At 54.3% G+C, this 25,398-nt stretch carries 18 protein-coding genes, 1 tRNA gene and 1 pseudogene; 9 read left to right on the plus strand and 11 right to left on the minus strand.

What is annotated here, in order from left to right; all coding sequences use genetic code 11:
* Nucleotides 1–22 precede the first annotated feature (22 nt).
* The 4 genes from hisC to BBD38_RS03300 all read left to right on the plus strand — a co-directional run bounded on the left by hisC (nt 23) and on the right by BBD38_RS03300 (nt 4,966).
* On the plus strand, nt 23–1,114 hold the full coding sequence (gene hisC, locus BBD38_RS03285) for a histidinol-phosphate transaminase (protein WP_066684495.1): 1,092 nt from the start codon (nt 23–25) through the stop codon (nt 1,112–1,114).
* Nucleotides 1,105–1,932, plus strand: a complete 828-nt coding sequence (locus BBD38_RS03290) for a prephenate dehydrogenase (RefSeq protein WP_066684497.1) — start codon at nt 1,105–1,107, stop codon at nt 1,930–1,932. Before hisC ends, BBD38_RS03290 begins: the two co-directional genes overlap by 10 nt.
* The gene (locus BBD38_RS03295; protein ID WP_066684499.1) at nt 1,929–3,251 is read left to right on the plus strand and encodes an alpha/beta hydrolase; all 1,323 of its coding nucleotides are present in this window, start codon (nt 1,929–1,931) and stop codon (nt 3,249–3,251) included. The genes BBD38_RS03290 and BBD38_RS03295 overlap by 4 nt, the downstream gene beginning before the upstream one ends.
* A 71-nt stretch (nt 3,252–3,322) precedes the next feature.
* Nucleotides 3,323–4,966: a GGDEF domain-containing protein gene (locus tag BBD38_RS03300; protein WP_066684502.1), complete on the plus strand. Its 1,644-nt coding sequence runs from the start codon at nt 3,323–3,325 to the stop codon at nt 4,964–4,966.
* A gap of 44 nt (nt 4,967–5,010) precedes the next feature.
* Here BBD38_RS03300 and BBD38_RS03305 read toward each other — a convergent pair whose 3' ends face one another.
* Entirely contained in the window at nt 5,011–6,573 is a 1,563-nt protein-coding gene (locus BBD38_RS03305) for a ClC family H(+)/Cl(-) exchange transporter (RefSeq protein ID WP_066684505.1), read from the minus strand.
* Nucleotides 6,574–6,942: 369 nt separating this feature from the next.
* Here BBD38_RS03305 and BBD38_RS03310 point away from each other — a divergent pair, with 369 nt between their 5' ends.
* The 4 genes from BBD38_RS03310 to BBD38_RS03325 all read left to right on the plus strand — a co-directional run bounded on the left by BBD38_RS03310 (nt 6,943) and on the right by BBD38_RS03325 (nt 11,816).
* Nucleotides 6,943–7,908 (plus strand): AAA family ATPase, encoded by a 966-nt coding sequence (locus BBD38_RS03310; protein ID WP_235829087.1) that lies wholly within the window; start codon nt 6,943–6,945, stop codon nt 7,906–7,908.
* Nucleotides 7,905–8,909 carry a DUF58 domain-containing protein gene (locus BBD38_RS03315; RefSeq protein WP_066684508.1) on the plus strand — a complete coding sequence of 335 codons (1,005 nt, stop codon included), beginning with the start codon at nt 7,905–7,907 and terminating at the stop codon, nt 8,907–8,909. The genes BBD38_RS03310 and BBD38_RS03315 overlap by 4 nt, the downstream gene beginning before the upstream one ends.
* Nucleotides 8,906–11,359: a DUF3488 and transglutaminase-like domain-containing protein gene (locus BBD38_RS03320; protein WP_066684511.1), complete on the plus strand. Its 2,454-nt coding sequence runs from the start codon at nt 8,906–8,908 to the stop codon at nt 11,357–11,359. The genes BBD38_RS03315 and BBD38_RS03320 overlap by 4 nt, the downstream gene beginning before the upstream one ends.
* A 73-nt stretch (nt 11,360–11,432) precedes the next feature.
* Complete coding sequence (locus tag BBD38_RS03325) at nt 11,433–11,816, plus strand: MerR family transcriptional regulator (protein WP_066684514.1); 384 nt, start codon at nt 11,433–11,435, stop codon at nt 11,814–11,816.
* A gap of 95 nt (nt 11,817–11,911) precedes the next feature.
* On the opposite strand, the gene leuD is transcribed toward BBD38_RS03325, so the two are convergent.
* The 8 genes and pseudogenes from leuD to ilvB form a co-directional block, all read right to left on the minus strand.
* Nucleotides 11,912–12,403 carry a 3-isopropylmalate dehydratase small subunit gene (leuD, locus tag BBD38_RS03330; RefSeq protein WP_066684517.1) on the minus strand — a complete coding sequence of 164 codons (492 nt, stop codon included), beginning with the start codon at nt 12,401–12,403 and terminating at the stop codon, nt 11,912–11,914.
* A 13-nt stretch (nt 12,404–12,416) separates the two neighbouring features.
* Nucleotides 12,417–13,673 carry a 3-isopropylmalate dehydratase large subunit gene (leuC, locus tag BBD38_RS03335; protein ID WP_066684519.1) on the minus strand — a complete coding sequence of 419 codons (1,257 nt, stop codon included), beginning with the start codon at nt 13,671–13,673 and terminating at the stop codon, nt 12,417–12,419.
* A 33-nt stretch (nt 13,674–13,706) separates the two neighbouring features.
* On the minus strand, nt 13,707–15,284 hold the full coding sequence (gene cimA / locus BBD38_RS03340) for a citramalate synthase (RefSeq protein ID WP_066684521.1): 1,578 nt from the start codon (nt 15,282–15,284) through the stop codon (nt 13,707–13,709).
* 166 nt (nt 15,285–15,450) lie between these two features.
* Nucleotides 15,451–16,965, minus strand: a pseudogene (locus tag BBD38_RS03345) (2-isopropylmalate synthase); the annotation flags it as partial.
* A gap of 138 nt (nt 16,966–17,103) precedes the next feature.
* Nucleotides 17,104–18,753 carry a dihydroxy-acid dehydratase gene (gene ilvD, locus BBD38_RS03350; protein ID WP_066684527.1) on the minus strand — a complete coding sequence of 550 codons (1,650 nt, stop codon included), beginning with the start codon at nt 18,751–18,753 and terminating at the stop codon, nt 17,104–17,106.
* A 130-nt stretch (nt 18,754–18,883) separates the two neighbouring features.
* Nucleotides 18,884–19,873 carry a ketol-acid reductoisomerase gene (gene ilvC, locus BBD38_RS03355; RefSeq protein ID WP_066685377.1) on the minus strand — a complete coding sequence of 330 codons (990 nt, stop codon included), beginning with the start codon at nt 19,871–19,873 and terminating at the stop codon, nt 18,884–18,886.
* Nucleotides 19,874–19,946: 73 nt separating this feature from the next.
* Complete coding sequence (gene ilvN / locus BBD38_RS03360; RefSeq protein ID WP_066685379.1) at nt 19,947–20,444, minus strand: acetolactate synthase small subunit; 498 nt, start codon at nt 20,442–20,444, stop codon at nt 19,947–19,949.
* A gap of 66 nt (nt 20,445–20,510) precedes the next feature.
* On the minus strand, nt 20,511–22,175 hold the full coding sequence (gene ilvB, locus BBD38_RS03365; RefSeq protein WP_066684529.1) for a biosynthetic-type acetolactate synthase large subunit: 1,665 nt from the start codon (nt 22,173–22,175) through the stop codon (nt 20,511–20,513).
* A 410-nt stretch (nt 22,176–22,585) separates the two neighbouring features.
* Here ilvB and BBD38_RS03370 point away from each other — a divergent pair.
* A tRNA-Arg gene (locus BBD38_RS03370) sits at nt 22,586–22,661 on the plus strand.
* A gap of 320 nt (nt 22,662–22,981) precedes the next feature.
* On the opposite strand, the gene BBD38_RS03375 is transcribed toward BBD38_RS03370, so the two are convergent.
* Nucleotides 22,982–24,400 carry a tyrosine-type recombinase/integrase gene (locus BBD38_RS03375; protein ID WP_066684531.1) on the minus strand — a complete coding sequence of 473 codons (1,419 nt, stop codon included), beginning with the start codon at nt 24,398–24,400 and terminating at the stop codon, nt 22,982–22,984.
* Between the two features lie 271 nt (nt 24,401–24,671).
* Nucleotides 24,672–25,397 (minus strand): M48 family metallopeptidase, encoded by a 726-nt coding sequence (locus BBD38_RS03380; protein ID WP_066684532.1) that lies wholly within the window; start codon nt 25,395–25,397, stop codon nt 24,672–24,674.
* Between the last annotated feature and the right edge of the window lies 1 nt (nt 25,398).

The raw sequence follows: 25,398 nt of genomic DNA on the forward strand, positions 1-25,398 counted from the left end.
TTTAAGAAAAGGTTTTTGTATCATGAAAGAATTCTGGAGCGAAAAAGCAAAAAGCCTGACCCCGTATACGGCGGGCGAACAGCCAAAGGAAAAAATGGTGAAGCTGAATACGAACGAGAACGCCTATCCGCCAAGCCCCAGGGTAGCGGAGGCGGTCAGCCGGGCGGCGGAATCCCTGCGTTTGTATCCCGATCCGGACGCGCGGAGCTTGTGCGAAGCAATCGCGGAATACCACGGGGTACGGCCGGAGCAGGTGTTCTGCGCCAATGGTTCGGATGAAGCGCTTGCGCTCTGTTATGCCGCATTTTTCCAGGGCGGCGCGGGAAATGCGGGCGGCTGGTTTCCGGGAACCTCAACCCCGCGCAAGGTGAAAACGCCCGATGTGGGCTACAGCTTTTACCCGGTATGGGCGGAATTTTTCGGCGTACCGCTTGAATTCGTGCCCCTGAAAGAGGATTACTCGGTGGATGTGGATAAAATGTGCGGGGGAAGCGGTATGATCCTCGCGAATCCGAACGCGCCGACCAGCATCGCCCTATCCGTTCCCAACCTTGAAAAAATCATACAAAAGACAGACGGCGTCGCCGTGGTCGACGAGGCCTACGCTTCGTTTGGCCGCGCAACCGCGATTCCGCTGGTCCAAAGATACCGGAACCTCGCGGTTGTCCGCACGCTTTCCAAATCGCACAGCCTTGCGGGCCTGCGCGTCGGCTATGTGGTCGCGGATGAAAACCTTGTCGCCGCCCTGCGGACGGTAAAGGACAGCTTTAATTCCTACCCGGTCGACATGCTTGCGCAGGCGGGCGCGGAAGCCGCCATCCGCGATGCGGACTACTGCCGGGAGACCGTCGAAAAAATTGTGGAGACGCGCGCCTATACGATTGGGGAATTGTGGAAGCTGGGAATTTCCACCCTCCCCTCCGATGCGAATTTCGTCTTTGCGCGCTTCGACGACCCACCGGCGGAAGCGGTATTTGGGGCCCTGCGGAAGCATGGCGTCCTGGTGCGGTGGTTTTCCGGCAAACGGACGCGTAATTTCCTGCGGATCACCATCGGGACGCGCGAAGAAATGGATATCCTCCTCTCTGCGCTGAAGGAGATTTTATGCAAATAGGAATTGTTGGCCTCGGGCTGATTGGCGGTTCCCTCGCCCGGGCGGTCAAAAAATATACGGATTATACCGTTTTCGGCGTGGACCGCGATGAAGGCGTCCTTGCCGCGGCATATGAAGCGGGAGCCATCGACGGCGATACGGACGTTTCGGGCTGCGACATTGTTTTCGTGTGCCTGTATCCGCGCGACTGCGTCTCCTATATGCTGGGTACGGAATTTAAGCAGGGCGCCGTTGTGGCCGACATTTCAGGCGTCAAGCGCTTTATCGCACAAAAGGTTTCCGGGCCTTTGCGCAGCCGCAATGTGCGCTATGTGGGAACGCATCCCATGGCCGGGAAAGAGACGAGCGGTTTTGCAAACAGCGACGCCGGGCTTTTCAAGGGAGCCAGCTTCATCATTACGGAGGACGAAACCACGGATGCGGAAGCCGTGCGCCTCCTTACCCTGCTCGCGGAAAAGCTTGGTTTTGCGCGCGTCACAAAGTGCACCGCCCAAAAGCACGACGAGGTGATCGCCTATACCTCCCAGCTTGCGCACGTCGTTTCGAACGCATATGTGAAAAGCGAAGCTTCCCAGAATTTCAGCGGCTTTTCGGCAGGCAGCTTTATGGACCTTACGCGCGTGGCGAAGCTTAACCCCGGGATGTGGGCGGAGCTCTTTGTGCTCAACGGCGACGAGCTTACAAAGGAAATCGACGAGCTCCAGCGCAATATCGGCGCACTGCGCGCCGCCATTGTGGCCGGGGACGAGGAAACGCTGCGCAGACTTCTAAAGGATGGCAGCGATAAAAAGAAACGTCTTTTGGGGGAACAAGCGTGAAAAAATCCGGTGGATTTATTATTTTGCTGGTATTGGTTTTCTTCCTTGCGGGCTGCGCGTCGGCCGAATTTGACGAAGCTGCTTTATCCGGGGAAAGCAAGGCGTATACGCAAAGCCTGATCGACGGGGATTACGATTCGGTGGCGGCGGGTGTTTCCGCCTCTGTATCGGACCGGCTTAACGCCGACATCCTGCGGCAGGGCTGGGAAAATATCGCCCCTGTGCTCGGCGGCTTTGAACAAATCGAAGACGCCACTTTTACGGAAGACGGCAATTCCGCCGTTGTCGGCGTGACATGTGCTTTTGCAAACAGGAACCTGCTTCTGACCTATACGTTCAACGGAAAAGGCGAAATCGCGGGCCTGTGGATGACCTACCTCCCCAAACCGGCCCAGCCGCAGGAGACGGACGCCTATAAAGAAAAGGTAGTATCCGTAGGAAATGAGGACGCCCCGCTCGAGGGTATCCTTACCATGCCGAAGGGTGCGGAAAATCCGCCTGCCGTCCTGATCGTCGCGGGCTCCGGCCAGCAGGATATGGACGAAACGGTGGGCGCGGCGGGAAACAAACCCCTTGCCGACCTTGCGCACGGCCTTGCGGAGCATGGAATCGCTTCCCTGCGGTACAACAAGCGCACGGCGCAGTATCCGAACCTGCCTCAGGACCCGAAAGACATTACCATCCAGTACGAGGTCCTCGACGACGCGGCCGCGGGCGCGGAGCTGCTCAAAAATACGGAGGGAATCGATGCCCGGCATGTTTACGTACTCGGCCATAGCCTCGGCGGCATGCTCGCGCCGAAGATCGCGCAGGATAACGGCCTCGCGGGACTCATTTCCCTTGCGGGTTCCCCGCGCAGCCTCGAGGATATTATGCTGGACCAGAACAGGGCCGCAATCGAAGCGGCGGAAGGCGTTTCCGACCAGGACCGCCAGGCGGCGCTGGCGCAGGCCGGGGCGCTGGCCGAGGCGGCGAAGAACGCAAAGGAAGGCGGCACCGGCGTTATCCTGAACGCCACGGAAAATTATTGGTATACCTTAAACCAGGTCGACACGCCCGGCATTGTACAATCCCTCGATATCCCCATGCTGTTCCTGCAGGGGGACGCGGATTTCCAGGTGTCTCCCGAGGCAGATTTCGGCGCGTGGAAAGAGCTTCTTTCCGGCAGGCAGAATGCTGCGTTTAAGCTTTATCCCGGCCTTAACCACCTGTTCATGCCCGCGGGCGAAACGGGCACAATCAGCGATTACGATGCGCCCGCAAGCGTCGACCCGCAGGTAACAGAGGACATTTCCTCCTGGATTTTTTCCGGAAATTAAGCTGCTTTATTTCCGTACGCGTAAACTGTCCATACTATATTGACCATCAATAAAAACGAAAGGCCGGGACGATGAAACAATCTGCCTCAAAAAAAATACGGTTCGCCGTTATCACCCTTCTTGTGCTTTGTATCGTTTTTGTCCTTGCATATCAGGCAAATGCGCCCTCCCTGGTGCCATCCGGCTCCGACAGGGAGGTTTCCCTCGAAAACAGCTGGACCGTCTCACGGGACGGGGCGGTGGAAGAAAATCGTTCCCTTCCCATCTCCGTTTTTTCAGATGGACCCGGGCGTATTTCCATGTCCCGCGCTATTTCCGCACAGCGGCCCGAAAACAGTGCGTTATGCATCTTTTTTTACACCGCGCCCTTCACGGTTTCCTTTCAGGGACAGCAAATTTATGAATATGGTTTGAAAGCGGCGGCAGACGGCTACCAGAGTGTCGGAAGCGGCTTCCATATCATTGAGCTGCCGGACGGCGCGGGAGAGCTGCGCATTACCGCCGAGTTTACCGGCGGGGCGCCCGGGGCAATCCTTTCGGAAGCGACCGTTATACCGGGCGCTGATTTTATCCGGCAATTCCTGTTCACACGTCTTTTCACAATCATCGCCGTGCTTATTCTATTTGCGGTTTTCCTCTATACGTTGGTTTCCGGCGGCTCCCGGATTGGGAAAACCGCGGGTGGCACGCAGGCCCTTGCCTTTCTTGCAATCACTGCGGCGGTCTGGCTTTTGGCGCGTTCCGGGCTTCTCCAGCTTTTTACGAATAACCTGATCCTCTTAAACGGAATCGATTTCCTGTCTTTTTACCTGCTTCCGGTTTTTGCGCTCCGCTTTGTGCAGCGCCGGCTCCTGCTGCCGGATAAACGCCTTCCGGGTTGCCTTACCGCCAACCTATTGTTCATAATCGGCGCCTGCATTCTGCATATGCTCCGCATCGTCGACTTTACGCAAACCCTGTTCGTGTTCCACCTGCTGTTGTTTGTGGATATCGTCTGCGTTGTCCTCAGTGTTTTCCGCGCGGGCTCAAAACATATCCCGTACATGAACGCCCTCAGGGCGGGCGTCGTTATCCTCGCGGGCGGCGGCGTGCTTGAGCTTGTCACCTACTACCTTGTATCCTTCCAGTTCCTGCGTTTTTCTTTTCTCGAGTGTGCGTTCCTGGCCTTTACGTTATGCATGCTGTACGTTTGGAACAGCGAATCAAAGGAAATCCGGGAACAGCTTGTACAGCAGTCCAAATTCCGTAAAATGGCTTACCACGACAAACTTACCGGCCTTTCAAACCGCGCCGCTTACGAGCGGGAGGCGGAGAAGCTGGTCCAGCCCGGCAGCGCTCCCTGTTATATATTTATGATTGACTTGAACGGCCTCAAGATGATTAATGACAGGGAAGGCCACGGCACCGGGGATCAATTTATTATCAACAGCGCAGAGGTGCTGAAAAAAGCGGTAGGGTCTTCCGGAAAGCTGTTTCGCTTTGGCGGGGATGAATTTGTCGTCCTGCTGCCGGGTGGGGATATGGAAGCGGCGGCTTTGTATAAAAAGCTCCTCCCGTATATCGTACCAAATTCCGGCACGGTGACACCCTCCTTCGCCGTAGGCTACGCAGTGTTCGATTCCGGGGAAGGCGAGTCCCTCGACGCTGTGCTGCGCCGCGCAGATAAGCGCATGTATGCCTGCAAAAGCAAGCTGCATGCAAACAAAGAAATTTAGCAGGGTCGAATATGGATTCTCCCCTCCGCTTCCACTGTATCCATTTAAACCGTCTGGGCGAGTTCCACGAACCGCTCGTGCACTTCAAACGAATTTTTCTCATTGCACAGGATAACCAGGATATCCCCCGGGCGGATGCGCACCGTTCCCTTGGGGATGATTTCGTGGTTTCCCCTCCGCACCGCAACGATCAGGCTGTTTTCCGGCCATTCCACCTGGCTGATTTTTTTCATACAGATCGGCGTTCCAAAATGCACGGGGATTTCGAGCAATATTTTGGTTTCTTCTTCCTTCTGCAATTCCTCGTCCTTGCCGCGGGTAATAAGCCGTTCCAGGAGCTGTTCATACACAGGCTGCGATTTCAACAGGTCCGCAATGACGTACGCGATCAGCGAAACGAGCGTCAGGGATAAAAGTTGGGTAAACGATCCGGTCATTTCACAAATCAGTATAATACCCGTGATGGGGGCGCGCACAATTGCCGCAAAGAAACTCGCCATGGCCAAAATGATAAAATTCTGCAGCAGGGCAGGCGGAACGCCGAACGCCCGGACCATAAGGGTGCCGATACCGCCGCCAAGCAGCGCGCCAAGCACAAGCAGGGGCAGGAAAATCCCCCCCGGCGCGCCCGAGCCAAAGCTGACCATTGAAAAAATAAATTTCACCGCAAATACGGCAAAAATCATCAGCACCGCAAACTCGCCGCCCACAAGCATGGGGATCAGTTTGTGGCCCCCGCCGAGAACCGCGGGAAAGGTAAACCCAAGGAACCCCGCGCATAAGAACGGGATCAACAGGCGCACTTCCCGCTTCTTGATTTTCCCGTAAAGCTGCTGTGATTTTTTGATGCAGAAATTGTAAAACGCGCCGACCGCACCGAGGGCAAGCCCCAAAAGGATCACCACCCAGTAAAGGTTCAGCGGGATATTCATGGTGATGTCAAAGCTGAATACAGGCGCGAGGCCGAACACATTGCGCGAGATGAAATCCGCCGTAACCGAGGCCGCCATGGTGGACAGGAGCACTTCCACGGAAAAGCTTTTGTGCAGCTCCTCCAGCGAAAACAGCACGCCCGCGAAGGGCGCGTTGAACGCGGCCGCAAGCCCGGCGGACGCGCCGCAGGTCATGAGCAGCTTTTCTTCGATTTTCACGCGCTTGGAAATGCGGGAAATTCCCTTCCCGGCCATTGCGCCAAGCTGGATGGACGGGCCTTCCCGGCCAAGCGACAGGCCCGCGCCGATGGAAAGCACGCCGCCCGCAAATTTTGCGACCAGCACCCGCCACCATTTCTGGCTGAATACGCCGTGAAGCTCCCCTTCCACCTGCGGGATGCCGCTTCCGCCGATCATCGGCTCCCACTTCACAAGGCGCGCCACAACCACTGCCAATACGGCGAGCGCCGCGAACCATATGACCTTGAAAATAACCTGCTGGTTCCCCGCGTCCAATATAAATTCCAGGAAATCGTCCGCGCGTTCGATTGCGAGGCGGAACAGCACGGAAACGAGCCCCGCCGCCGCGCCGACAATAATGCCCTGTAAAATCAGTCCATATCTGAAATTTTGAAACCGCCTGAGCACGGTATGGGTATCGTTGCGTGATTCCATTTCCTCTTCCTTCCTGTTTTATATTATCCCGACAGGTAACTTCTTTCAAGGGCATTCGCCCGAATTTGGCACGAAAACAGGCCTTTCTCCCCAAAATTTTCCGCTTCGCCCCCGCCTGCGCCGTTATTATTCGGGAAAACGCTTGACCTGGAGTCCACTCCATGTGATAAGCTTGGTTTATCCGGGATGCGCCGGAAAAGCCGCCCCAGGTTTTGTAAAGAAAATGTAACAAATCCCGACACCACTTGACCCGGAGGGCGCATAGGTGTTTAATAACAGTAACATCGCTTTATCCGGCAACTTGCGGGAGTACGTTTTTTACAAATCCAAGCGGCGCTTATACCTATTATTGAACTGGAGGCACATTTTATGCCAGAAACAGATACAAGGCTGAATCATATGGAAATCAGCGACCTGATTGTCGGGGAGGTCGGCAAATCCTTCGTGGGAAACGACAGCGCCATCCGCAAAATATTTTTTACGCTGCTTGCGGGCGGGCACGTCCTGCTGGAGGACCTTCCGGGCGTGGGAAAGACCACGCTTGCCCTGGCTTTTTCAAAGGTGCTGAAGCTCTCCTGCAACCGTATCCAGTTCACCCCGGACGTAATGCCCACGGATGTGACGGGCTTTACGATGCTGGGCCGCGACGCCCACGCCATGGAATACAGGCCGGGGGCTGTGATGTGCAATCTCCTCCTCGCCGATGAAATCAACCGCGCGTCCACGCGCACCCAATCGGCCCTTTTGGAGGCCATGGAGGAAAACGCTGTTACGGTAGACGGCGTGACGCATGCGCTGCCCCAGCCCTTTATGGTCATCGCCACGCAAAACCCCTCGGGTTCCTCGGGCACACAGCTTCTCCCGGAGTCCCAGACCGACCGTTTTATGACGCGCCTTTCCCTTGGCTATCCGGATGAACAGGCCGAATTGGAAATGCTGCTGAGGAAACACGGCGAGGATAAGACAGAGCCGATCGTCCGCATCACCAATGCGGCAGGGCTGCTTGAAATGCGCAGGCAGGTGGCGGAAATTTATGTTGCAAAAGCAATTTACCGGTATATCCTGCGGCTTGTGCGCGCCACACGCTCCCATGAGGCCATCGCCCAGGGCGCCAGCCCGCGCGGCAGCGTCGCGCTTACCGCCCTCGCGCAGGCGTCCGCATACGTCGCCGGGCGGGATTTTGTCATCCCCGAGGATGTGCAAAGTATTTATGTCGACTGTATTGCGCACCGGCTGATCCTGACGGCACAGGCAAAACGCGACGGGGTCTCCCCGGAATCCGTGCTTGCCGATATCTTGAACTCAATTGAAGCGCCAAAGCTGAGGGTAAAATGATATTTTTCCGCAGGCTGCTTTACCTTCTGTTTTGTGCGGCGGCCTTTTTCTACTATATTTTCCATACCGGCTACCTGTCATGGATTTTACTTGCCGTAGCCATTTCCCTTCCCGTTTTAAGCATTGCGGCCACCTTGCTCATGCGCCGGGGTTTGCGCGTGCAGATACGGGCGGAGGTTCCGCATCCCGGCGGTTTTTCCGTGTCCTGGCAAATCACGCCCTCCCTGCCGTATACCACGGTGCGTCTGCGGCTGTGCTTTGAGAACCTGTTTACACAGGAAAAAACATATGAAGAAATCTTTGCCGCGCGCGAACACCTGCAGGAAGGAGCGGCCGACTTTTCTTACGAAATCGGTATGTGCGGGGTAATCCGCTGCAGCGTCAGGGGCGCGCATATGCTGGACCTTTTGGGGCTGTTCTTTCTTCCGCTCAAAAAGCCCGCCCCGCTCGAGGTCCTTTCCCTGCCAAAGGAAATTCCATTTTCCGGGGAAGGGCTGGATTTGCATGATCCTTCCGCCTCGCCTGCACAGTGCCAATGCGCCGCAGGCCTTGCGGGGGAACGCGAGCTGCGCGACCTTCGCGATTACCGTCCGGGGGATTCCCTGCGCGACGTTCACTGGAAGCTTTCCGCCCGTACGGGCCGCCCCATTGTCCGGGAATATGATTTTTTTGCGGATTCGGTGCGAACCGTCGCGATTCTCTGGTCCGGAATCCCGGAAAAGCTTGCGCCAGCGCTGGGCCGCTTCCTGGGCGTGTCCCGTTTCTTTTCCGGGCACGGCCCTTTTGCAGTCTTGTGGATGGAAAACGGCCGGGCGCGGCGTTATGTATCCCCGGATACGGAAACCCTGAAAGGGATTCTTTGGAATGCGCTTTCACAGCCGCCCGCCGAGCGCGGTGAGGCAATTCCTGATTTCCACGACACAGCGGAGCCGTTCCTCCTGGCCTGCCCGGAAGCGGTTTTCCTGTACGAGGACGGCATACGCGGGGAGGTGGTCTCATGAAACGGCGGCTTTACAGCGGGCGGGGTAATGCGGCGGTACTGGTTGTTTTGCTTTTCCTGGGCCTCATTTCCATCCTTGCCATCTTTTTCGGGCAATCCGAATTCCCGGATTTTGGGTATATCCTGTTTATGGGCGCTGTTTTTGCCGCCCTGTTTTCCGCTGTTTTGTTGCTTTTCAACGGCCGGACAAGGACCTTTGTGCTGCTCGGTATCCTTGGCGTATGGCTGCTGGCCGGGATTTTTTCGCGCGAATATTTCTCCTACGGGGTCCAAATCGCCTCCGGGTATATCGCCCCCTACCTGTCGCAAATCACACACCTTGAATTTGCCGCGCTGCCGGATTCCTCGCCGGAAAGCTTGCAAGCCTGTGCGGACTTCTGCGTATACTGCGTTTTTCCCTATACGGGCGTTCTGGCATGGGCCGTGGTGCTCCGCAAGAGCGCGTTGCTTTCGCTTCTTTTAACGGTTCCCCTCTTCGCGCTTTCCTATGGGGGCCTCTCCCGCCCGGCGGGCGTTCCCCTCGCCCTGCTGTTTGTATTTTGGATCGCCATGATCCTCCAATCGCGGGTGCTGCGCGAAAGCAAGGATGTGAAACCGGGATTCTCCCTGTTATGTATTGCGCTCGCGGCCGGGGTATTCTGCACCCTGTTCGCCGTGTTCCCGCAGGAAAATTACGTTGCTTCAACGGAAGCGGTCAACCTGCGCCTCGATATCACCAACGCGGCGATGGATTTCGGCTATTCAATCCGCGGCCTGCGCGGATTCCCAAGCGGCACTCCGCTTTCGAGCTCCGACGGAACGGTCAGCCTCGATACGGCGGGCAGCGTGCAGTTTGCCGACCGGGAAATCATGCGTGTGCACTGCGACCAACCCGCAAGCCTCTACCTGCGCGGATATTCCGCCTCCGTCTACACCGGCCACGAATGGCTCCAGCCGGACGAATCCGCCTTCGCAGAATCGGGCGCGGGGATCGAACCGCTGCAATACCTGGGAACGGAAAACCTCCTTTCCCCTGGCAGCGCGACCACCACCGTTACCGTCGAGCCCGACCGCACCGATTCCAATTTCCTGTTCACGCCTTACCTGCTCGTGGATATTACGTCCGCCGATCCGGCGCCGTCGTGGTACGGCGACGCATACCTCGCCGCGGACGGGCAGGCCTCCTATACCTTTGAAACCTACAACACCTACGGCGGCGATGCGTTTATTTCCGCCGACAACGCCAACAACCTGTGGCAGCTCAGCATGAACCTGCCCCAATACCGGGGCAGCATGGAGCTTAACGGCCATACCTTCCAATATGAAGTGTTTTCCGTCGGCGGCATCCTCTATCCGGAGGAAGACGACATCCCCCCCGCCACGATGGAAGAGGCGCAAACGCTCCTTACGGATGTTTTCTTTATGGGCGGCATACCCCCGGACGGCGTTTTGCAGCCGCAGGAAAACCCTGACGACGCATATTTTTCCTATATCCAAAATGAATATACCCAGCTTCCGGACGGCCTGCGGGAAACCCTTCTCAGCTGGTGGAACGGCCTCTACAGCGGGGAAGGCTTATCCGCCGAACTACAGCCGTTTTACGAGGCCTCCGGGGATATTCCCCCCCATTACTGGGAAACGGCGGCAAAGCTGGTGGCAAAGGAAATTTCAAGCGCCGGGGCCTATACGACAAACCCGGGACCCCAGCCCTTAAACCGTGATTTCGTGGAATATTTCCTCACCGAGGGAAAACAGGGATACTGCATCCACTACGCGAGCGCCGCTACCGCCATGCTGCGCGCGCTCGGGATTCCCGCCCGCTATGTGGAAGGCTATGTAGTCGGCAAAGACTCCTTCGGGGCCGACGGCTGGGCGTCCGTATCGGCGAACCAGGCCCACTCGTGGACAGAAATCTGGATGCCGGGAATCGGCTGGATTCCGGTCGAGTCGACGCCGGGCGGGACGGCCGCCAGCGCGGTCGCCGCTCCATCGTCGGCGCAGGACGCCGCCCCGTCTCCATCCGCGGCAGTCACGCCTCCGCCAAGCGAACCGGCCGAAACGCCCACTCCCGCGCCCACTCCGCAAAGCCCGGGCGGCCCCGGCGGGGCGCGGCAGGCGGCAGGGACGGGCTATGCGGTGCTGATCGCCATCCTGGCGGCTGCGGCTATCCTGATCGGTATTCCGTTCATTTGCAGGCAGGCAGGGAAAAAGAAGCGCAGCCGCCTCATGGACGACCCCGACCCCAATCGGGCCGCACTCGGGATTTACACATATTTAAGCGACCTCCGCGCGTTTGGCGGGGAATTTTCCCCGGAGGCGGAGGCAATTGCGCGCAGGGCAAAATTCAGCCGGAATGGCGTCACCGCAGAGGAACTCGCGTTCCTGCGCAATGAAGCGGCGGCGGAGCGGACCAGGGTTGCGGCCCGGCTTTCGCGCGGCAAACGGTTCCTGCTTTGGATAAAAGGCTTGTAATTTCCCGTATAAAAATCCTTGACTTGGAGTGGACTCCAGGTGTTACAATAACGCTGTCAGGAGGCGGAGTGTTATGACGATTGCGGAAGTAAGTAAAAAATATGGACTTTCGGCGGATACGCTGCGTTATTATGAGCGCATTGGGCTCATCCCCAGCGTGCGCCGCAAAGAGAATGGAATACGCGATTATTCCGGGACCGACTGCGGGTGGGTTGAGTTTATCAAGTGTATGCGCGGCGCGGGCATACAGGTAGAAGCGCTGATCGAGTATGTGGCCCTGTTCCAGCAGGGGGACGATACGCAGGCGGCCCGAAAACAGATTTTGCTGGAACAGCGTGAACAGCTTGCCGCCCGTATGGAAGAAATGCAGCAAACCCTTAAACGCCTGGATAAAAAGATCGCCCATTATGACGAATGCCTGCGTTTTGCAGAGGATACGCTGAGAAAAAAAGACTGACCGGGAAATTCCCGCCAGTCTTTTTTTCTGCTTTTTAACAATCGTGTACATACACTAAATAAAATTTCTTCCGCGTACGCATCCTGGGTTCGCGTTTACAGCTTATTCTGTTTCACCGCCTCGATGAGGCCGCCCGACGCAATGATGTCCTGTATGAATTCCGGAAAAGGCTGTGCCTGAAAGCTTTTGCCCGTGGTAAGGTCTTTGATATCGCCTGTGGAAAAGTCCACTTCCACTTCGTCGCCGTCCGCGATGGCCTCCGCCGCTTCCGCACATTCGAGGATCGGCAGGCCGATATTGATGGCGTTGCGGTAGAAGATGCGCGCAAAGCTCGCCGCGATCACACAGCTGATGCCCGATTCCTTGATGGCAATGGGCGCGTGCTCTCGCGAGGACCCGCATCCAAAATTCTTTACGCCCACCATAATATCGCCTTTTTTTACGTTCTTCACAAATTCGGTGTCAATATCTTCCATGCAGTGGGCCGCAAGCTCCTTTGAATCCGATGTATTGAGGTAACGCGCCGGGATGATGACATCCGTATCGATGTTGTCCCTATATTTAAAAACTCTGCCTTTTGCTTTCATTCGTATTTCCTCCTCAGATATCCATAGGCGAAGCGATTTTCCCTGCAATCGCGCTTGCCGCCGCCACTTCCGGGCTTGCCAGGTACACTTCCGATTTCACGTGCCCCATCCGGCCCACAAAGTTCCTGTTTGTCGTCGCCACGGCACGCTCGCCCTCCGCAAGGATGCCGCAGTGCCCGCCGAGGCAGGGCCCGCACGTAGGAGTCGACACCGCGCAGCCCGCTTCCACAAAGATTTTCAGGAGGCCTTCCTCCATTGCCTGCAAATAGATTGACTGCGTCGCCGGAAAGATAATTGTACGGACGTTCGGCGCCACCTTGCGGCCCACCATGATTTCCGCCGCCGCCCGCAGGTCGCTGATCCTGCCGTTCGTGCACGAACCGATCACTACCTGGTCGATTTTTACGTCGCCCACCTCGTCGATGGTTTTGGTGTTTTCAGGCAGGTGCGGGAAGGAAACCGTGGATTTGATTTCCGAAAGGTCGATGTCGATCACGCGTTCATACGCCGCATCCGGATCGGGAGCATATACCTTGAATTCACGGTCTGAATGCGCGCGGATATATTCAACCGTCTGGTCGTCCACCTCGAAAATGCCATTTTTGCCGCCCGCTTCAATGGCCATGTTGGCAATACACAGGCGGTCGTCCATCGTGAGGGACGCGAGGCCTTCGCCGCCAAATTCCATGGACTGGTAAAGCGCGCCCGAAACGCCGATCATACCGATAATGTGCAGGATTACGTCCTTCCCGCTGACATATTTGCGGAGCTCGCCCCGCAGGTTGAAACGAATGGAGCCCGGCACCTTCAGCCACACCTTGCCCGTCGCCATGGCCGCGGCCATATCCGTCGAGCCCACACCCGTGGAAAACGCGCCCAGCGCGCCGTAGGTGCATGTGTGCGAATCCGCGCCGATCACCGCGTCGCCCGCGACCACGAGCCCCTTCTCAGGCAGCAGCGCGTGCTCGATTCCCATTTGGCCTACGTCGAAAAAGTTTACAATGCCGTGCTTTTGCGCAAATTCACGCACCAGCTTGCACTGCTCCGCTGCCTTGATGTCCTTGTTCGGCGTAAAGTGGTCCATCACAAGAGCAATTTTGTTCCTGTCAAAAACCTCTTTTCCGGTTTTGTTAAATTCCCGGACGGCAACCGGCGACGTGATGTCGTTTCCAAGAACCATGTCAAGGTTCACGGAAATGAGCTGTCCTGTCACCACACTCGGGAGGCCCGCATGCGCCGCCAGTATTTTTTGCGTCATTGTCATGCCCATAAATACATATCTCCTTTAAAAATTATCATAAATTTATTTGCTTTCATCAAGCGTCAGCTTATACTCGATCGAATCCGTGAGCGCGAGGAAGCTCGCCTCGATAATATCCGTCGATACGCCCACCGTGTTCCACGTATGCTTCCCGTCCGTCGATTCAATGAGGACGCGCACCTTGGCAGCCGTGGTGGCCGAGCTCTCGAGGACGCGCACCTTATAGTCCGCGAGGCGCATGGTTTCAAGCGCCGGATAAAAGCCCTTGAGCGCGTTCCGCAGCGCAAGGTCCAGCGCGTGCACCGGGCCGTCGCCCTCTGCGCCGGTAATGCGGGATTCGTCGCCCACCTTCACCTTAATGATCGCGGAGGACGGATATTCCTGCTCCTTTAAAGGCTGTTCGCCGATGATTTTAAAATACTCGAGTTCAAAATACTTTTTGTACTTGCCAAGCAGCCGGCGGATCACCAGTTCAAAGCTCTGTTCCGCCGCCTCGAATTGATAGCCCTCGAATTCAAGCTGCTTGAGTTTATCCACAAGCTGGCCCACCACAGGGTCTTTTACCGTCACCGACGGTTCAACCCGTTGTATTTTCTTAATCAGGGTCGCCTTGCCCGAAACCTCGCTCATCAGGAACCGGCGGCTGTTGCCCACCTTTTGCGGATCAACATGCTCAAAGCTCTCGCGGATTTTTTTCACGCCGTCGATATGCATGCCGCCCTTGTGCGCAAACGCGCTCGCCCCGACATAAGGACTCGAAGACGGCAGCCAGATATTTGAAATATCCGCGATTCGCCGGGCGGTTTCCGTAAGGTTCTTCAGGTTTTCCTTGCCCAGCACGTCATATCCGCGCTTCAGCTCCAAATCCGGGATGATAGTGGAAAGATTTGCGTTCCCGCACCGCTCCCCATAGCCAATGAACGTTCCCTGGACCTGCGTTGCGCCCGCGTCCACCGCGAACATCGTCTGCGCAACCGCCATTCCCGTATCATTGTGGCAGTGGATGCCCACCTCCACGTCCGGGAACTCTTTCACCACCCGGCCCGTTATTTCGTAAATATCCGTCGGATAGGTCCCGCCGTTGGTATCGCACAGGCAAAGGACGTCCGCGCCGCCGTTCGCCGCCGCGCGGAGCGCTTCCATCGCATAGCCGGGGTTCGCCCGGTAGCCGTCGAAAAAATGCTCCGCATCGAATATCACATACTTGCCGCTTTGCTTCATATAGGCAATTGTGCTCCCGATCATCGCGAGGTTTTCCCCGGGCGTGGTATTGATTACCTTGAGGACGTGCAAATCCCAGCATTTTCCAAAGATCGAAACCGCAGGCGTTCCCGCTTCCATCAGGCTTTTTACATTGGAATCCTCCTCGGGCAGGATGTCTTTGCGCCGGGTACTGCCGAACGCACACAACCTCGCGTGCTGCTGCGATTCTCCTTGCAGGCGGCGGAAAAATTCCAGGTCCTTCGGGTTGGAAGCGGGGTTCCCCGCCTCGATAAAGTCGATTCCAAGGGCGTCGAGGGCCCGGACAATGTTGAGCTTATCCTCCACGGAGAAGGCGATGCCTTCCCCCTGCATGCCGTCGCGCAGCGTGGAATCGAAGGTGTAAATTTTTTTACTCATAAACATTTCCCTTTTCAGCTTATTCGCATAATGGAAGCATCTGCTGATTGTGCACAAGATGGATGCAGTTCAAGGCAAACCGAGCGACCCGCGGAGGCGTATTTTGACATACGCCGCACAAGGGGAGTCGAGCGTTTAACGCAGAAATGCGCCATATTGTGTGCAATCAGGCCCCTAAGAGTTTGTTTACCGCGTTGATATACGCCAGCATCGACGCTTCGATAATGTCGGTCGAGAGGCCGCGGCCCGTGACCGTCCTGTTTCCCGACGACACCTTGACCACAACCTCGCCGAGCGCGTCCTCGCCGTGCGATACCGCGTTGATCTTGTAGTTATCCAGCTTCAACGGCATCTGCACAATTTTTTCAATCGCCTGGTAGGCCGCGTCAATCGGGCCGTCGCCGAGCGCCACCTGCTCCTGCGCCGCGCCGCTCATATCTTCGAGCGTCACATTCGCCGTTGCCTGGATGGTATTGCCGCTGTTTACAACAAACTGTTTCAGCCGGAAATGCTCCACAACCTTGGCAGCCTTCTGGGCGACCAGGGCTTCCACGTCATATTCCGTAACTTCCTTTTTCTTGTCGCACAGGTCTTTAAACTGCGCAAACGCCGTATCGAGCTCCTCTTTTGTCAGGTTGTAACCCAGCTCTTTCAGGAAATCATCGAACGCATGGCGGCCGGAATGCTTTCCCAGAACCATTTTGTTTGTCGTGAGGCCGACCGATTCAGGCGTCATAATTTCATAGGTTTCCCGCTTTGCCAGCACGCCGTGCTGGTGGATGCCGCTTTCGTGCGCAAACGCGTTCGCCCCTACGATGGCCTTGTTTGGCGGGATTGAAACGCCGATAATTTTAGAGAGCAGCCGCGAGGTACGGTACAGCTGTTTGGTGTTGATGTTGGTGTCCGCGTCAAACAGCGCCCTGCGCGTATGGATCGCCATAACGATCTCCTCCAGCGATGCGTTGCCCGCGCGCTCGCCGATGCCGTTCACCGTGCATTCCACCTGCGTCGCGCCGGCGCCCACCGACGCCAGCGAATTCGCAACCGCCATTCCGAGGTCGTTATGGCAGTGCACCGCCAGGTCGATCCCGTCCACCCCCTCGACATTCTGTTTCATGTACGTAATCATGTCATACATTTCCTGCGGCAGCACATAGCCGACCGTATCGGGCAGGTTGATAGTTTTTGCGCCCGCGTCGATCGCTGTTTTTACGGCCTTCGCCAAAAACTCCATATCGCTTCTCGAGGCGTCTTCCGCGGAAAATTCCACATCCGGAACCAAGGTCCGCGCATAGCTGACGGATTCCTTTATATGCTCGAGCACCTGTTCTTCCGTCATTTTCAGCTTATACTGCATGTGCAGCGGCGAGGTTGCCAAAAAAATGTGGATACGCGGCGCGGCGGCCTCCTTCAAGGCCTCATAGGAGGCGTCAATGTCTTTTTTGACCGCGCGGGAGAGGGAGGCGACGCTGCAATCCTTGATGGTCTTGGCAACGGTCTCCACACTCTTGAAGTCCCCGGGCGACGATACCGCAAAGCCCGCTTCGATGATGTCCACCTTCAGCAGCTCCAGCTGCTTCGCGACCTCGATTTTTTCAGACAAATTCATGCTGCATCCGGGAGACTGCTCTCCGTCGCGCAGGGTTGTATCAAATATTTTAATGGTTTTCATAGCTTGTACTCCTTTTCTGTAAACGACTTATCATAACGTCAGGCCCGCTTTGCATCGCCCCGTTTATCTGTTAAAACAAATGCGCCCTGCACATACTCCGGGCAATGCAACGCCTGCTGTTATCCTGCCCGTTCCAGGCATACCTTTTTATTCCAGTACGGCACCCGTATCCGCACTGGTTACTAATCTTGCATATCTCGCAAGCCATCCCGCCTGAACTTTCGGCGGCATCAGCTGCGAGCCCGTAAGTCGTTTATTGAGTTCAGCCTCGTCGACCCTGAGGTTGATGGAGTATGCGTTGATATCGATTTCGATTACGTCGCCCTCCTGCACATAGGCAATGGGACCGCCCGCCGCCGCTTCCGGCGATACGTGCCCGATGGCCGCCCCGCGCGACGCGCCGGAGAACCGGCCGTCCGTGATGAGCGCCACTTCCTTGTCTAGGCCCATCCCGGCAAGGTTTGAGGTTGGGGCAAGCATTTCGCGCATGCCCGGTCCGCCCTTCGGCCCTTCGTAGCGGATCACAACCACATCGCCCTTTTTAATTTTTCCGCCGAGGATCGCTTCGTTGGCTTCCTCCTCGCTGTTAAAAACCCGCGCAGTGCACGTGCTCTTCATCATTTCGGGCGCGACTGCCGCGCGCTTGACCACGCATCCGTTCAGGGCAAGGTTTCCGTACAGAATCGCAATGCCGCCGGTTTCCGAATAGGGGTTGTCTATCGTCCGGATTACGTCGCCGGTCCGCTTCGCGTTTTTGATCCGGTCCATAACGGTTCCGTCCACCGTCGTATTGTCTTCGAGCAGCCCTTTCTTATTGATCTCCGCCATGACCGCGGGAATACCGCCGCATTCGTTGAGTTCCTCGATATAGTGGCGGCCCGCCGGGGCCAGGTGGCAGAGGTTCGGCGTTTTTTCGCTGATCCCGTTCACCTTGTGAAGGTCGATTTTAATTCCGCACTCGTGCGCGATTGCGGGCAGGTGCAGCATGCTGTTTGTGCTGCAGCCAAGGGCCATATCCATGGTGATCGCGTTGCGGAACGCCTTTTCGTTCATGATGTCGCGCGGCCGCAAATCCTGCTCGACCAGTTTCATGACCTGCATGCCCGAATGCTTCCCAAGCGCAGTCCGCGCAGCCATTACTGCCGGAATCGTGCCGTTGCCCGGAAGCGCCATGCCAAGTACCTCGGAGAGGCAGTTCATGGAATTCGCCGTATACATGCCGGAGCAGCTGCCGCAGCCCGGGCATGCTTTTTGCTCGAATTGTTCCAGCTCCCCATCCGACATGGTTCCGTTCGCATGCTGTCCGACTGCTTCAAACATGCTGGACAGGCTTGTCTTTTGACCGTCATACCGCCCTGCAAGCATCGGCCCGCCCGAACAGACGATTGCCGGGATATTTACCCGCGCCGCGGCCATCAGCATGCCGGGCACGACCTTGTCGCAGTTGGGGACCATCACGGCTCCGTCAAACGCATGGGCAATGAGCAGGGTTTCCACGCTGTCGGCGATCAGCTCACGCGAAGGCAGGGAGTAATGCATGCCCATATGGTTCATTGCAATACCGTCGCATACGCCGATTGCCGGAACTTCAATGGGAGTACCGCCCGCCATTCGGATGCCGTCTTTTACCGCACGCGCCACCGTATCAAGGTGCAGGTGCCCGGGAATCACTTCGCTTTGCGCATTCACCACCGCAATCAACGGCCGCGTGAGTTCCTCTTTTGTCAGCCCCAGCGCATACAGCAGGGACCGGTGCGGCGCACGCTGTGCGCCTTTTTTGATGTTATCGCTGTTCATATGTTCCTCATATTCTGTACAATGGTTTATTTTCCCAAACCGGGCATGCGCGGGACAGATGCAGGCCGGTGATGCGGAAAGTCGATCCGCCGCCACGCGCCGGCCTGCGCCGTATCCATTGTGCGCGCCTTTATTTTTCTTTGTGCCAGCTCATCTTTCCCCGCAGCTCTTCGCCCGTCTTTTCAAGCTGGGATTCTTTCCCGATATTCCTCATCGCAATAAAGTGCGGACGTTTCACCTCGTTTTCGAGCATCCAGTCGCGCGCAAATGTGCCGTCTTGGATTTCCGAAAGAACCTGTTTCATTTCCTTGCGCGTATCCTCCGTGATGATGCGCTTGCCTGTCACATAGTCGCCGTATTCCGCCGTATCCGAAATGGAATAGCGCATCCGCGAGAGGCCGCCCTCGTTAATCAGGTCGACGATCAGCTTCATCTCGTGGCAGCATTCAAAATATGCCATTTCCGGCGCATAGCCCGCCTCAACCAGCGTTTCAAACCCGGCTTTAATCAGCTCGGAGACGCCGCCGCACAGCACCGCCTGCTCGCCAAAGAGGTCCGTCTCCGTCTCTTCACGGAAGCTTGTTTCAAAGATACCCGCACGGCCGCCGCCAATGCCGCTCGCATAAGCAAGCGCGAAGTCGCGCGCCTTACCCGTCGCATCCTGGTGGATGGCAATCAGGCAGGGAACGCCTTTGCCCTCCTGGAACTGGCTCCTTACCGTGTGGCCGGGGCCCTTCGGGGCAACCATCCAGACGTCAACGTCCTTCGGCGGGACAATCTGGCCGAAATGAATATTGAACCCGTGCGCAAACACCAGGGATTTACCTTCCGTCATGTACGGGGCGATTCCCTCATAAATCTTGCCCTGCTTTTCATCCGGAACAAGGATCATCACAATATCCGCCGCTTTCGCCGCTTCCTCCGACGTCATAACCTTAAGGCCGGCTTCCTCCGCGGATTTCCACGAACGGCTGCCTTCATACAGGCCGACGACCACGTTGACGCCGCTGTCCTTGAGGTTCTGCGCATGCGCATGCCCCTGGCTGCCATACCCGATGATCGCAACGGTTTTGCCCTTCAGGAGCGAAAGATTGCAGTCCCTGTCATAATACATTTTCATTTTCATTTGATTTGCCTCCAAATTTATTAAGAATATTTAAGGCGCCCTCGGGGAGCGTCATGGTTCACATCAATCAGTCCTCATGCATGGACGCCGAGCCCCGCTGCAGCGCCGTAATACCCGTGCGCGAAAGCTCGATAATCCCGTATTCACCGAGGAGTTTTAAAAGCGCGTCGTTCTTTTCGGGCGAACCCGCCATTTCGATAATCATGGTTTCCGCGCAGATATCCACAATCCTGGTGCGGAAGATGTCGCACAGCTCGATGATGCCCGCGCGCTTTTTCGCGTCCGCTTTCACCTTCACCAGCACCAGCTCCTTATACACCGAGCTTTTTGACCGCAGGCCCGTAATTTTCAGCACTTCCACCAGCTTGGCCAGCTGTTTCTGTATTTGTTCCAGAATAGCTTCGTCCCCGATGAGCTCGATCGTGATACGGGATATCTTGGGGTCCTGCGTCTCCCCGACCGAGAGGGAACGGATGTTGTATCCCCGCCGGGAGAACAGTCCCGTGACCTTCGATAGGACGCCGGATGTATTTTTGACCAGTATGGATAATACGTATCTTCTAATCATTGTTTCTCTCCTTCGTTCCTGCTTTCCTACTTTATTATATAGCGTGTGAGATTACGCGTGCAATTATTTTTCCAGATCGAGGATAATATCGTCGAGCGGTTTTCCGCCCGGCACCATGGGCAGCACGTTTTCGTCCTCGTGGATATCGCACTTCACGATCACCGGCCCCTTGTGGGCGAACGCTTTTTTAAAGGCGGCGTGCAAATCGCGCTCCTTGGAAATATCCACCCCGTATGCACCGAACGCCTCCGCCAGCTTCACATAATCCGTCGGATTGTTGAGCGTGGTCTGGGAATAGCGTTCCTCGTAAAACAGCTTCTGCCACTGGCGCACCATGCCGAGCACGTTATTGTTCAGGACCAGCACCATGACGGGCAATTGGTGCTTCACCGCGGTCACGATCTCCTGCAGGTTCATGTGGAAGCTGCCGTCCCCCGCGATATTCACGACCTGCCTGCCCGTGCCCACCGCCGCGCCGATTGCCGCGCCCATGCCAAAGCCCATCGTTCCGAGGCCGCCCGAGGAAATAAACTGGCGGGGACGGTCAATGCGCAGGAACTGGGCCGACCACATTTGGTGCTGTCCCACCTCGGTGGTAAACACCGTTCCTTCCGGCGCCTCGTCCTGCATGGCCTGCAGCACCTTTTTGGGGAAGCGCGCGTTCCGTGTCGCGCGGTCAAGCGGGTAGCTGCGCTTCCAATGGCGCACCTGCTCCATCCATGTGTCGTCCTGTTTCTCCTCCACCCCCGGCAGCAGGGCCGCGAGGACGTCTTTCGCGTTGCCCGTCACCTCGTAGTCCGCATTGATATTTTTATTGATTTCGGCAGGGTCCACATCGATATGCAGCACCTTGGCCTGTCTGGCAAATTTCGTCCGGTCCGAGGTCACCCGCTCGGAAAAGCGCGCGCCGATCGCAATCAGCAGGTCGCAGTGACTGGCGCACAGCGCCGACGTTTTTGTCCCGTGCATGCCGATCATGCCGGTATATTGCCCGTCATCCGCCGGAAAGGCCCCAAGCCCCATCAGCGTCATGGTCACGGGGGCGTTCAGCTTTTTTGCCAACTCGTGCAGTTCTTTTTCCGCCCCGGCCGCAATCACGCCGCCGCCCGCGAAGATAAAAGGCTTTTTGCTTTCGTTGATGGCGCGCACCGCTTTGGCAATATCGTCTTCTCCAAATGCATTTTGATGCGCAACCTCCTTGGGTTTTCCGGGCTCGTAATCCCCTTCCATCATCGTAATATCTTTGGGAACGTCCACAAGCACCGGGCCGGGCCGCCCGCTTTGCGCGATATAGAAAGCCTCGCGAATTGCGTCCGCCAACTCGGATATTTCCTTTACGATCACATTGTGCTTCGTGATCGGGATCGTCACACCGGTGATGTCGATCTCCTGGAAACTGTCCTTCCCGAGATTCTTTTTTTCCACATTTCCGGTGATGGCCACCATGGGAATGGAATCCATGTAGGCCGTTGCGATCCCCGTTACAAGGTTTGTCGCCCCCGGGCCGCTGGTCGCAAATACGACGCCCGGCTTTCCCGTCGCCCGCGCATAACCGTCTGCGGCATGGGCCGCGTGCTGCTCGTGGCACGTCAGGATATGATTGATTTCGGGATAATCATAGAGCGCGTTGTAAAGCGCGATGACGGTGCCGCCCGGAAACCCGAATACGGTATCGACATCCTGCTCTTTCAAACACTCCATAATAATTTGTGCTCCTGTTAATTTCACTGTGCTTTCCCTCTTTCTTTCAGACTTTTCTTCCCTTGTAACAAAAAGGGCCTGCGCTCATCGCGCAGGCCCTTGAATTACTTTCTAATTCTTAGTCCTTATTGTGCCTCTCCGGCACAACCGCAACAAGCCTTATCCGCTCTGCCAATAATGACGAGGCTAATAAGGTTAATAAGGACTACGATAAAGTTGTGAGAAGTCGGTTTATTCATTTTTTCTGCTTCCTTCGCTTTACTGGTATTTATGATAAAGCGATTCTGCCTCAATGTCAACATTTTTTTAAGTTTTCAAACAAAATAATTGCAAATCATGTGCGTTTATATTAGAATTATATGCATGATGCACCTATAGCTCAGTAGGATAGAGCGACCGTTTCCTAAGAAAGTCAGGTGGATTTACCAGTTTAATATGCCCCGGTAGCTCAGGGGATAGAGCACTGCCCTCCTAAGGCAGGTGCCGGACGTTCGAATCGTCTCCGGGGCGCCATGAAAACCGCATAACAGTGCGGGTTTAGAGAGAAATGCCAGCTTGTAATTCTCACATTACAGACTGGCATTTTTCATCCAAAATAATGGTTTCTTACGCTAAGATTTTTCTAAAAAATACCAAATTTTGCTAATAAAACCACCCGCCAACTTGGTCTTTGCTCTATCCTAAAACGATATATTGTCCTTTGCTCATTAGCATTGTATATCGAACCAAATACTCGTTTTCTCTTTACCCAAAGCTTATTGACAATCTCCTGGTTTTCAAAAGAATTTCAATTTTGTGTTGTTTTGCTAACGAAACACTATTTTTGTTGAATTCTAAGCCCTGCTAACGTTTTGATCCCAAAAAGTTCTCAAAATTTCGTTTATCACTCCAGGATTTTCAACAATATAACTTAGCATTTTTTCTTTTTCAAGATCAGAATTTGGTTGTGTTATTTTTAAATAATCCTTCTCCATTTGCTGTACTATATACTCCTGATCTTCGTCGTAAGTTTTAGAATAACGGATAACCATCTCAGGATCTGTCCAGCCCCCAGCAGCCATTACTGCTTTTATATTCCCACCGGAAAGTGCCAGTTTTTTTGTAGCGCTTGCTGCCCGCACACTATGGAACACAATCTCACCCAGACAATTTGCAGGGACACTGGAAAACTTAAAGCCAGCATCACACATTTCAAGTATTACATTCTTAAATTTTCGATTGAGTTGCTCAGGCATGAGTGGCCGCCCATTTGGCTGGCAGATAATAAGCTGGTTATCATAATAATGATTGCAAAAAATATTTGTAAGCATTTCTTGTTGCATAACTTTTAGCCGTTCTAACTTCGCTATAAGTAAATCGCTAATTTTACAAAACCGGTCAGTGGCAGGCGTTTTCGGCGATTTAAGCACAATGGTAGTGGTGGCATCAATCGTCTGGTCGGGGAATGCATAGAAAATATTTACTTTGGGAAGATTAAGATGCTCTTTTTTAATACGCGATATCGTTTTGGAGACATGAAGCGTCTTACTATCGATATCAAGATCATTCCATTGGAGCGCACCAACCTCCCCTCCCCGTGTTGTGCAATAATACTGGATACACAATGCAGCATGGATAACATATTTTTCATAGTCATCGGGCTGATCCGTATAGACAAGGATTTTCTCAATTTCCTGTGGAGAAAAAGCAGGCCTTTCTACTGATTTATAAGTTGGAGTATCCGCATTACAGACAGGATTTGCAGCAATCAAACCCCGCCGCTTTGCATGGTTAAATGCTGTCTTCAATAGTTTGCCGATACTTTTCGTTTGAGCGGGGCTGATATTATTCCTTTTCGGATTACCTGGACTGAATACAGGCTTACATTCAGTTAATAGAAAATCATAATAGTCATCTATCATCTGTGTTGTCACATCTGATAGCTTATAGTTCCCAAGATAAGGAATGATATAGTTATTGATTAAAGATTCATTTCCAGCATAATACGAAGGGCTCCAATGCTTATTTCCATATGATTTTATAAACTGAGTCAAATAATCCTCCACCAATAATCTTGATGGAGGAATTTTCCCTTTTCGTTTTGCTCGTTCTTCTGCTTTTTGTTCTTGAGCATCCAAATTCTTCTTTTCTTTTAGGGCTAACGCTTCGTTCATTGTCAGGCCGGATTTCCAGATTTGCTTTCTGCATTTACCGCTGCCCTCATAATAGATTACCGTGTATCTTCCATTTCCTCTTGAAACAATACTTGCCATTCTTCATTACCTCCATTTTTGTTGTTTGATACAAGAGTCAATAAAATCTTTACAATATTGTTCTATATCGCGAGTGTTCTCTGATCTTAACCATAAAAACCCATCATTCGATAAATCAAAAGATGGGTTTATCACTTTCCGCTCACTCAATTACAACATCGGAAAAATATTTATATTTGACCTCATACCATTATACAATAGAAGAAGTCATTTTTCTTATCAAAAATTTTCTATTTTGTTTCCAAATGATTCCTTGCATTTTTATTACTAATTACAAACCATGCACTTCATCCTGATCAAGTACTTTTTTTCGAAACTTCCAATCGGGCATATAATTACTTAAAAAATCATGAAAAAGCTTGCTGTGGTTAGGATATAAAAAATGCACCAACTCGTGCAATACGACATATTCAATGCAAGCAGGATTAGCTTTTGTGAGATATTGGTTAAATGTAATAGTTCCCCTGTGCGGGCTGCAGCTTCCCCACAATGTTTTCATCTTCCTCAGCAGAACCGTCGGCCTTCTGATATTATACTTTTCAACGATTGGAAACAGCTTGTTAACCTGTGCATTAAGAATCCTCAAAGAGTCTTTCCTCCACCACCGGTCAAATTGCGCGAACAATTTTGTTTGGTTGTTGATATCAGCCCCTCCAATTAAAAGATTCTTCCCATCTATATATACTACTTGCTTATCGCTCTGAAAGACAGAAAAAATTAAATCTTCTCCTAAATATCGTATGGAAATGCCACTTCGGATTTCATCAGTTGCCGCATATCCTTTGGTCTGCTCAAAATTTTGTATTTTTGTACTTATCCACTGTTTTTTGCTGGTAAGATATTGTTCAATCCAGAGTTTCGGTGTGTTCTCTGGAACAGAAAACTTAATTGTTTTATCTGGAAAAACCTTTAATCGGCAGGTCTTCATTTTTTTGCGCTCTACCAAAACGGAAACCGTTATATTCAGTTTGGACAAGGGAACATCATACATTTCCATG

Origin of the sequence: Christensenella intestinihominis (assembly GCF_001678845.1) — a bacterium.
In the GTDB taxonomy this organism is placed as follows: domain Bacteria; phylum Bacillota; class Clostridia; order Christensenellales; family Christensenellaceae; genus Christensenella; species Christensenella intestinihominis.

Excerpts from the sequence above, each read along its gene's own strand:
- BBD38_RS03290 (WP_066684497.1), top strand. The coding sequence starts at position 1,105 with ATGCAAATAGGAATTGTTGGCCTCGGGCTGATTGGCGGTTCCCTCGCC.
- leuD (WP_066684517.1), bottom strand. The coding sequence starts at position 12,403 with ATGAAAGCAAAAGGCAGAGTTTTTAAATATAGGGACAACATCGATACG.
- hisC (WP_066684495.1), top strand. The coding sequence starts at position 23 with ATGAAAGAATTCTGGAGCGAAAAAGCAAAAAGCCTGACCCCGTATACG.
- BBD38_RS03375 (WP_066684531.1), bottom strand. The coding sequence starts at position 24,400 with ATGGCAAGTATTGTTTCAAGAGGAAATGGAAGATACACGGTAATCTAT.
- BBD38_RS03380 (WP_066684532.1), bottom strand. The coding sequence starts at position 25,397 with ATGGAAATGTATGATGTTCCCTTGTCCAAACTGAATATAACGGTTTCC.
- ilvC (WP_066685377.1), bottom strand. The coding sequence starts at position 19,873 with ATGAAAATGTATTATGACAGGGACTGCAATCTTTCGCTCCTGAAGGGC.
- BBD38_RS03300 (WP_066684502.1), top strand. The coding sequence starts at position 3,323 with ATGAAACAATCTGCCTCAAAAAAAATACGGTTCGCCGTTATCACCCTT.
- BBD38_RS03325 (WP_066684514.1), top strand. The coding sequence starts at position 11,433 with ATGACGATTGCGGAAGTAAGTAAAAAATATGGACTTTCGGCGGATACG.
- cimA (WP_066684521.1), bottom strand. The coding sequence starts at position 15,284 with ATGAGTAAAAAAATTTACACCTTCGATTCCACGCTGCGCGACGGCATG.
- leuC (WP_066684519.1), bottom strand. The coding sequence starts at position 13,673 with ATGGGCATGACAATGACGCAAAAAATACTGGCGGCGCATGCGGGCCTC.
- BBD38_RS03320 (WP_066684511.1), top strand. The coding sequence starts at position 8,906 with ATGAAACGGCGGCTTTACAGCGGGCGGGGTAATGCGGCGGTACTGGTT.
- BBD38_RS03315 (WP_066684508.1), top strand. The coding sequence starts at position 7,905 with ATGATATTTTTCCGCAGGCTGCTTTACCTTCTGTTTTGTGCGGCGGCC.
- ilvD (WP_066684527.1), bottom strand. The coding sequence starts at position 18,753 with ATGAACAGCGATAACATCAAAAAAGGCGCACAGCGTGCGCCGCACCGG.
- BBD38_RS03305 (WP_066684505.1), bottom strand. The coding sequence starts at position 6,573 with ATGGAATCACGCAACGATACCCATACCGTGCTCAGGCGGTTTCAAAAT.
- BBD38_RS03310 (WP_235829087.1), top strand. The coding sequence starts at position 6,943 with ATGCCAGAAACAGATACAAGGCTGAATCATATGGAAATCAGCGACCTG.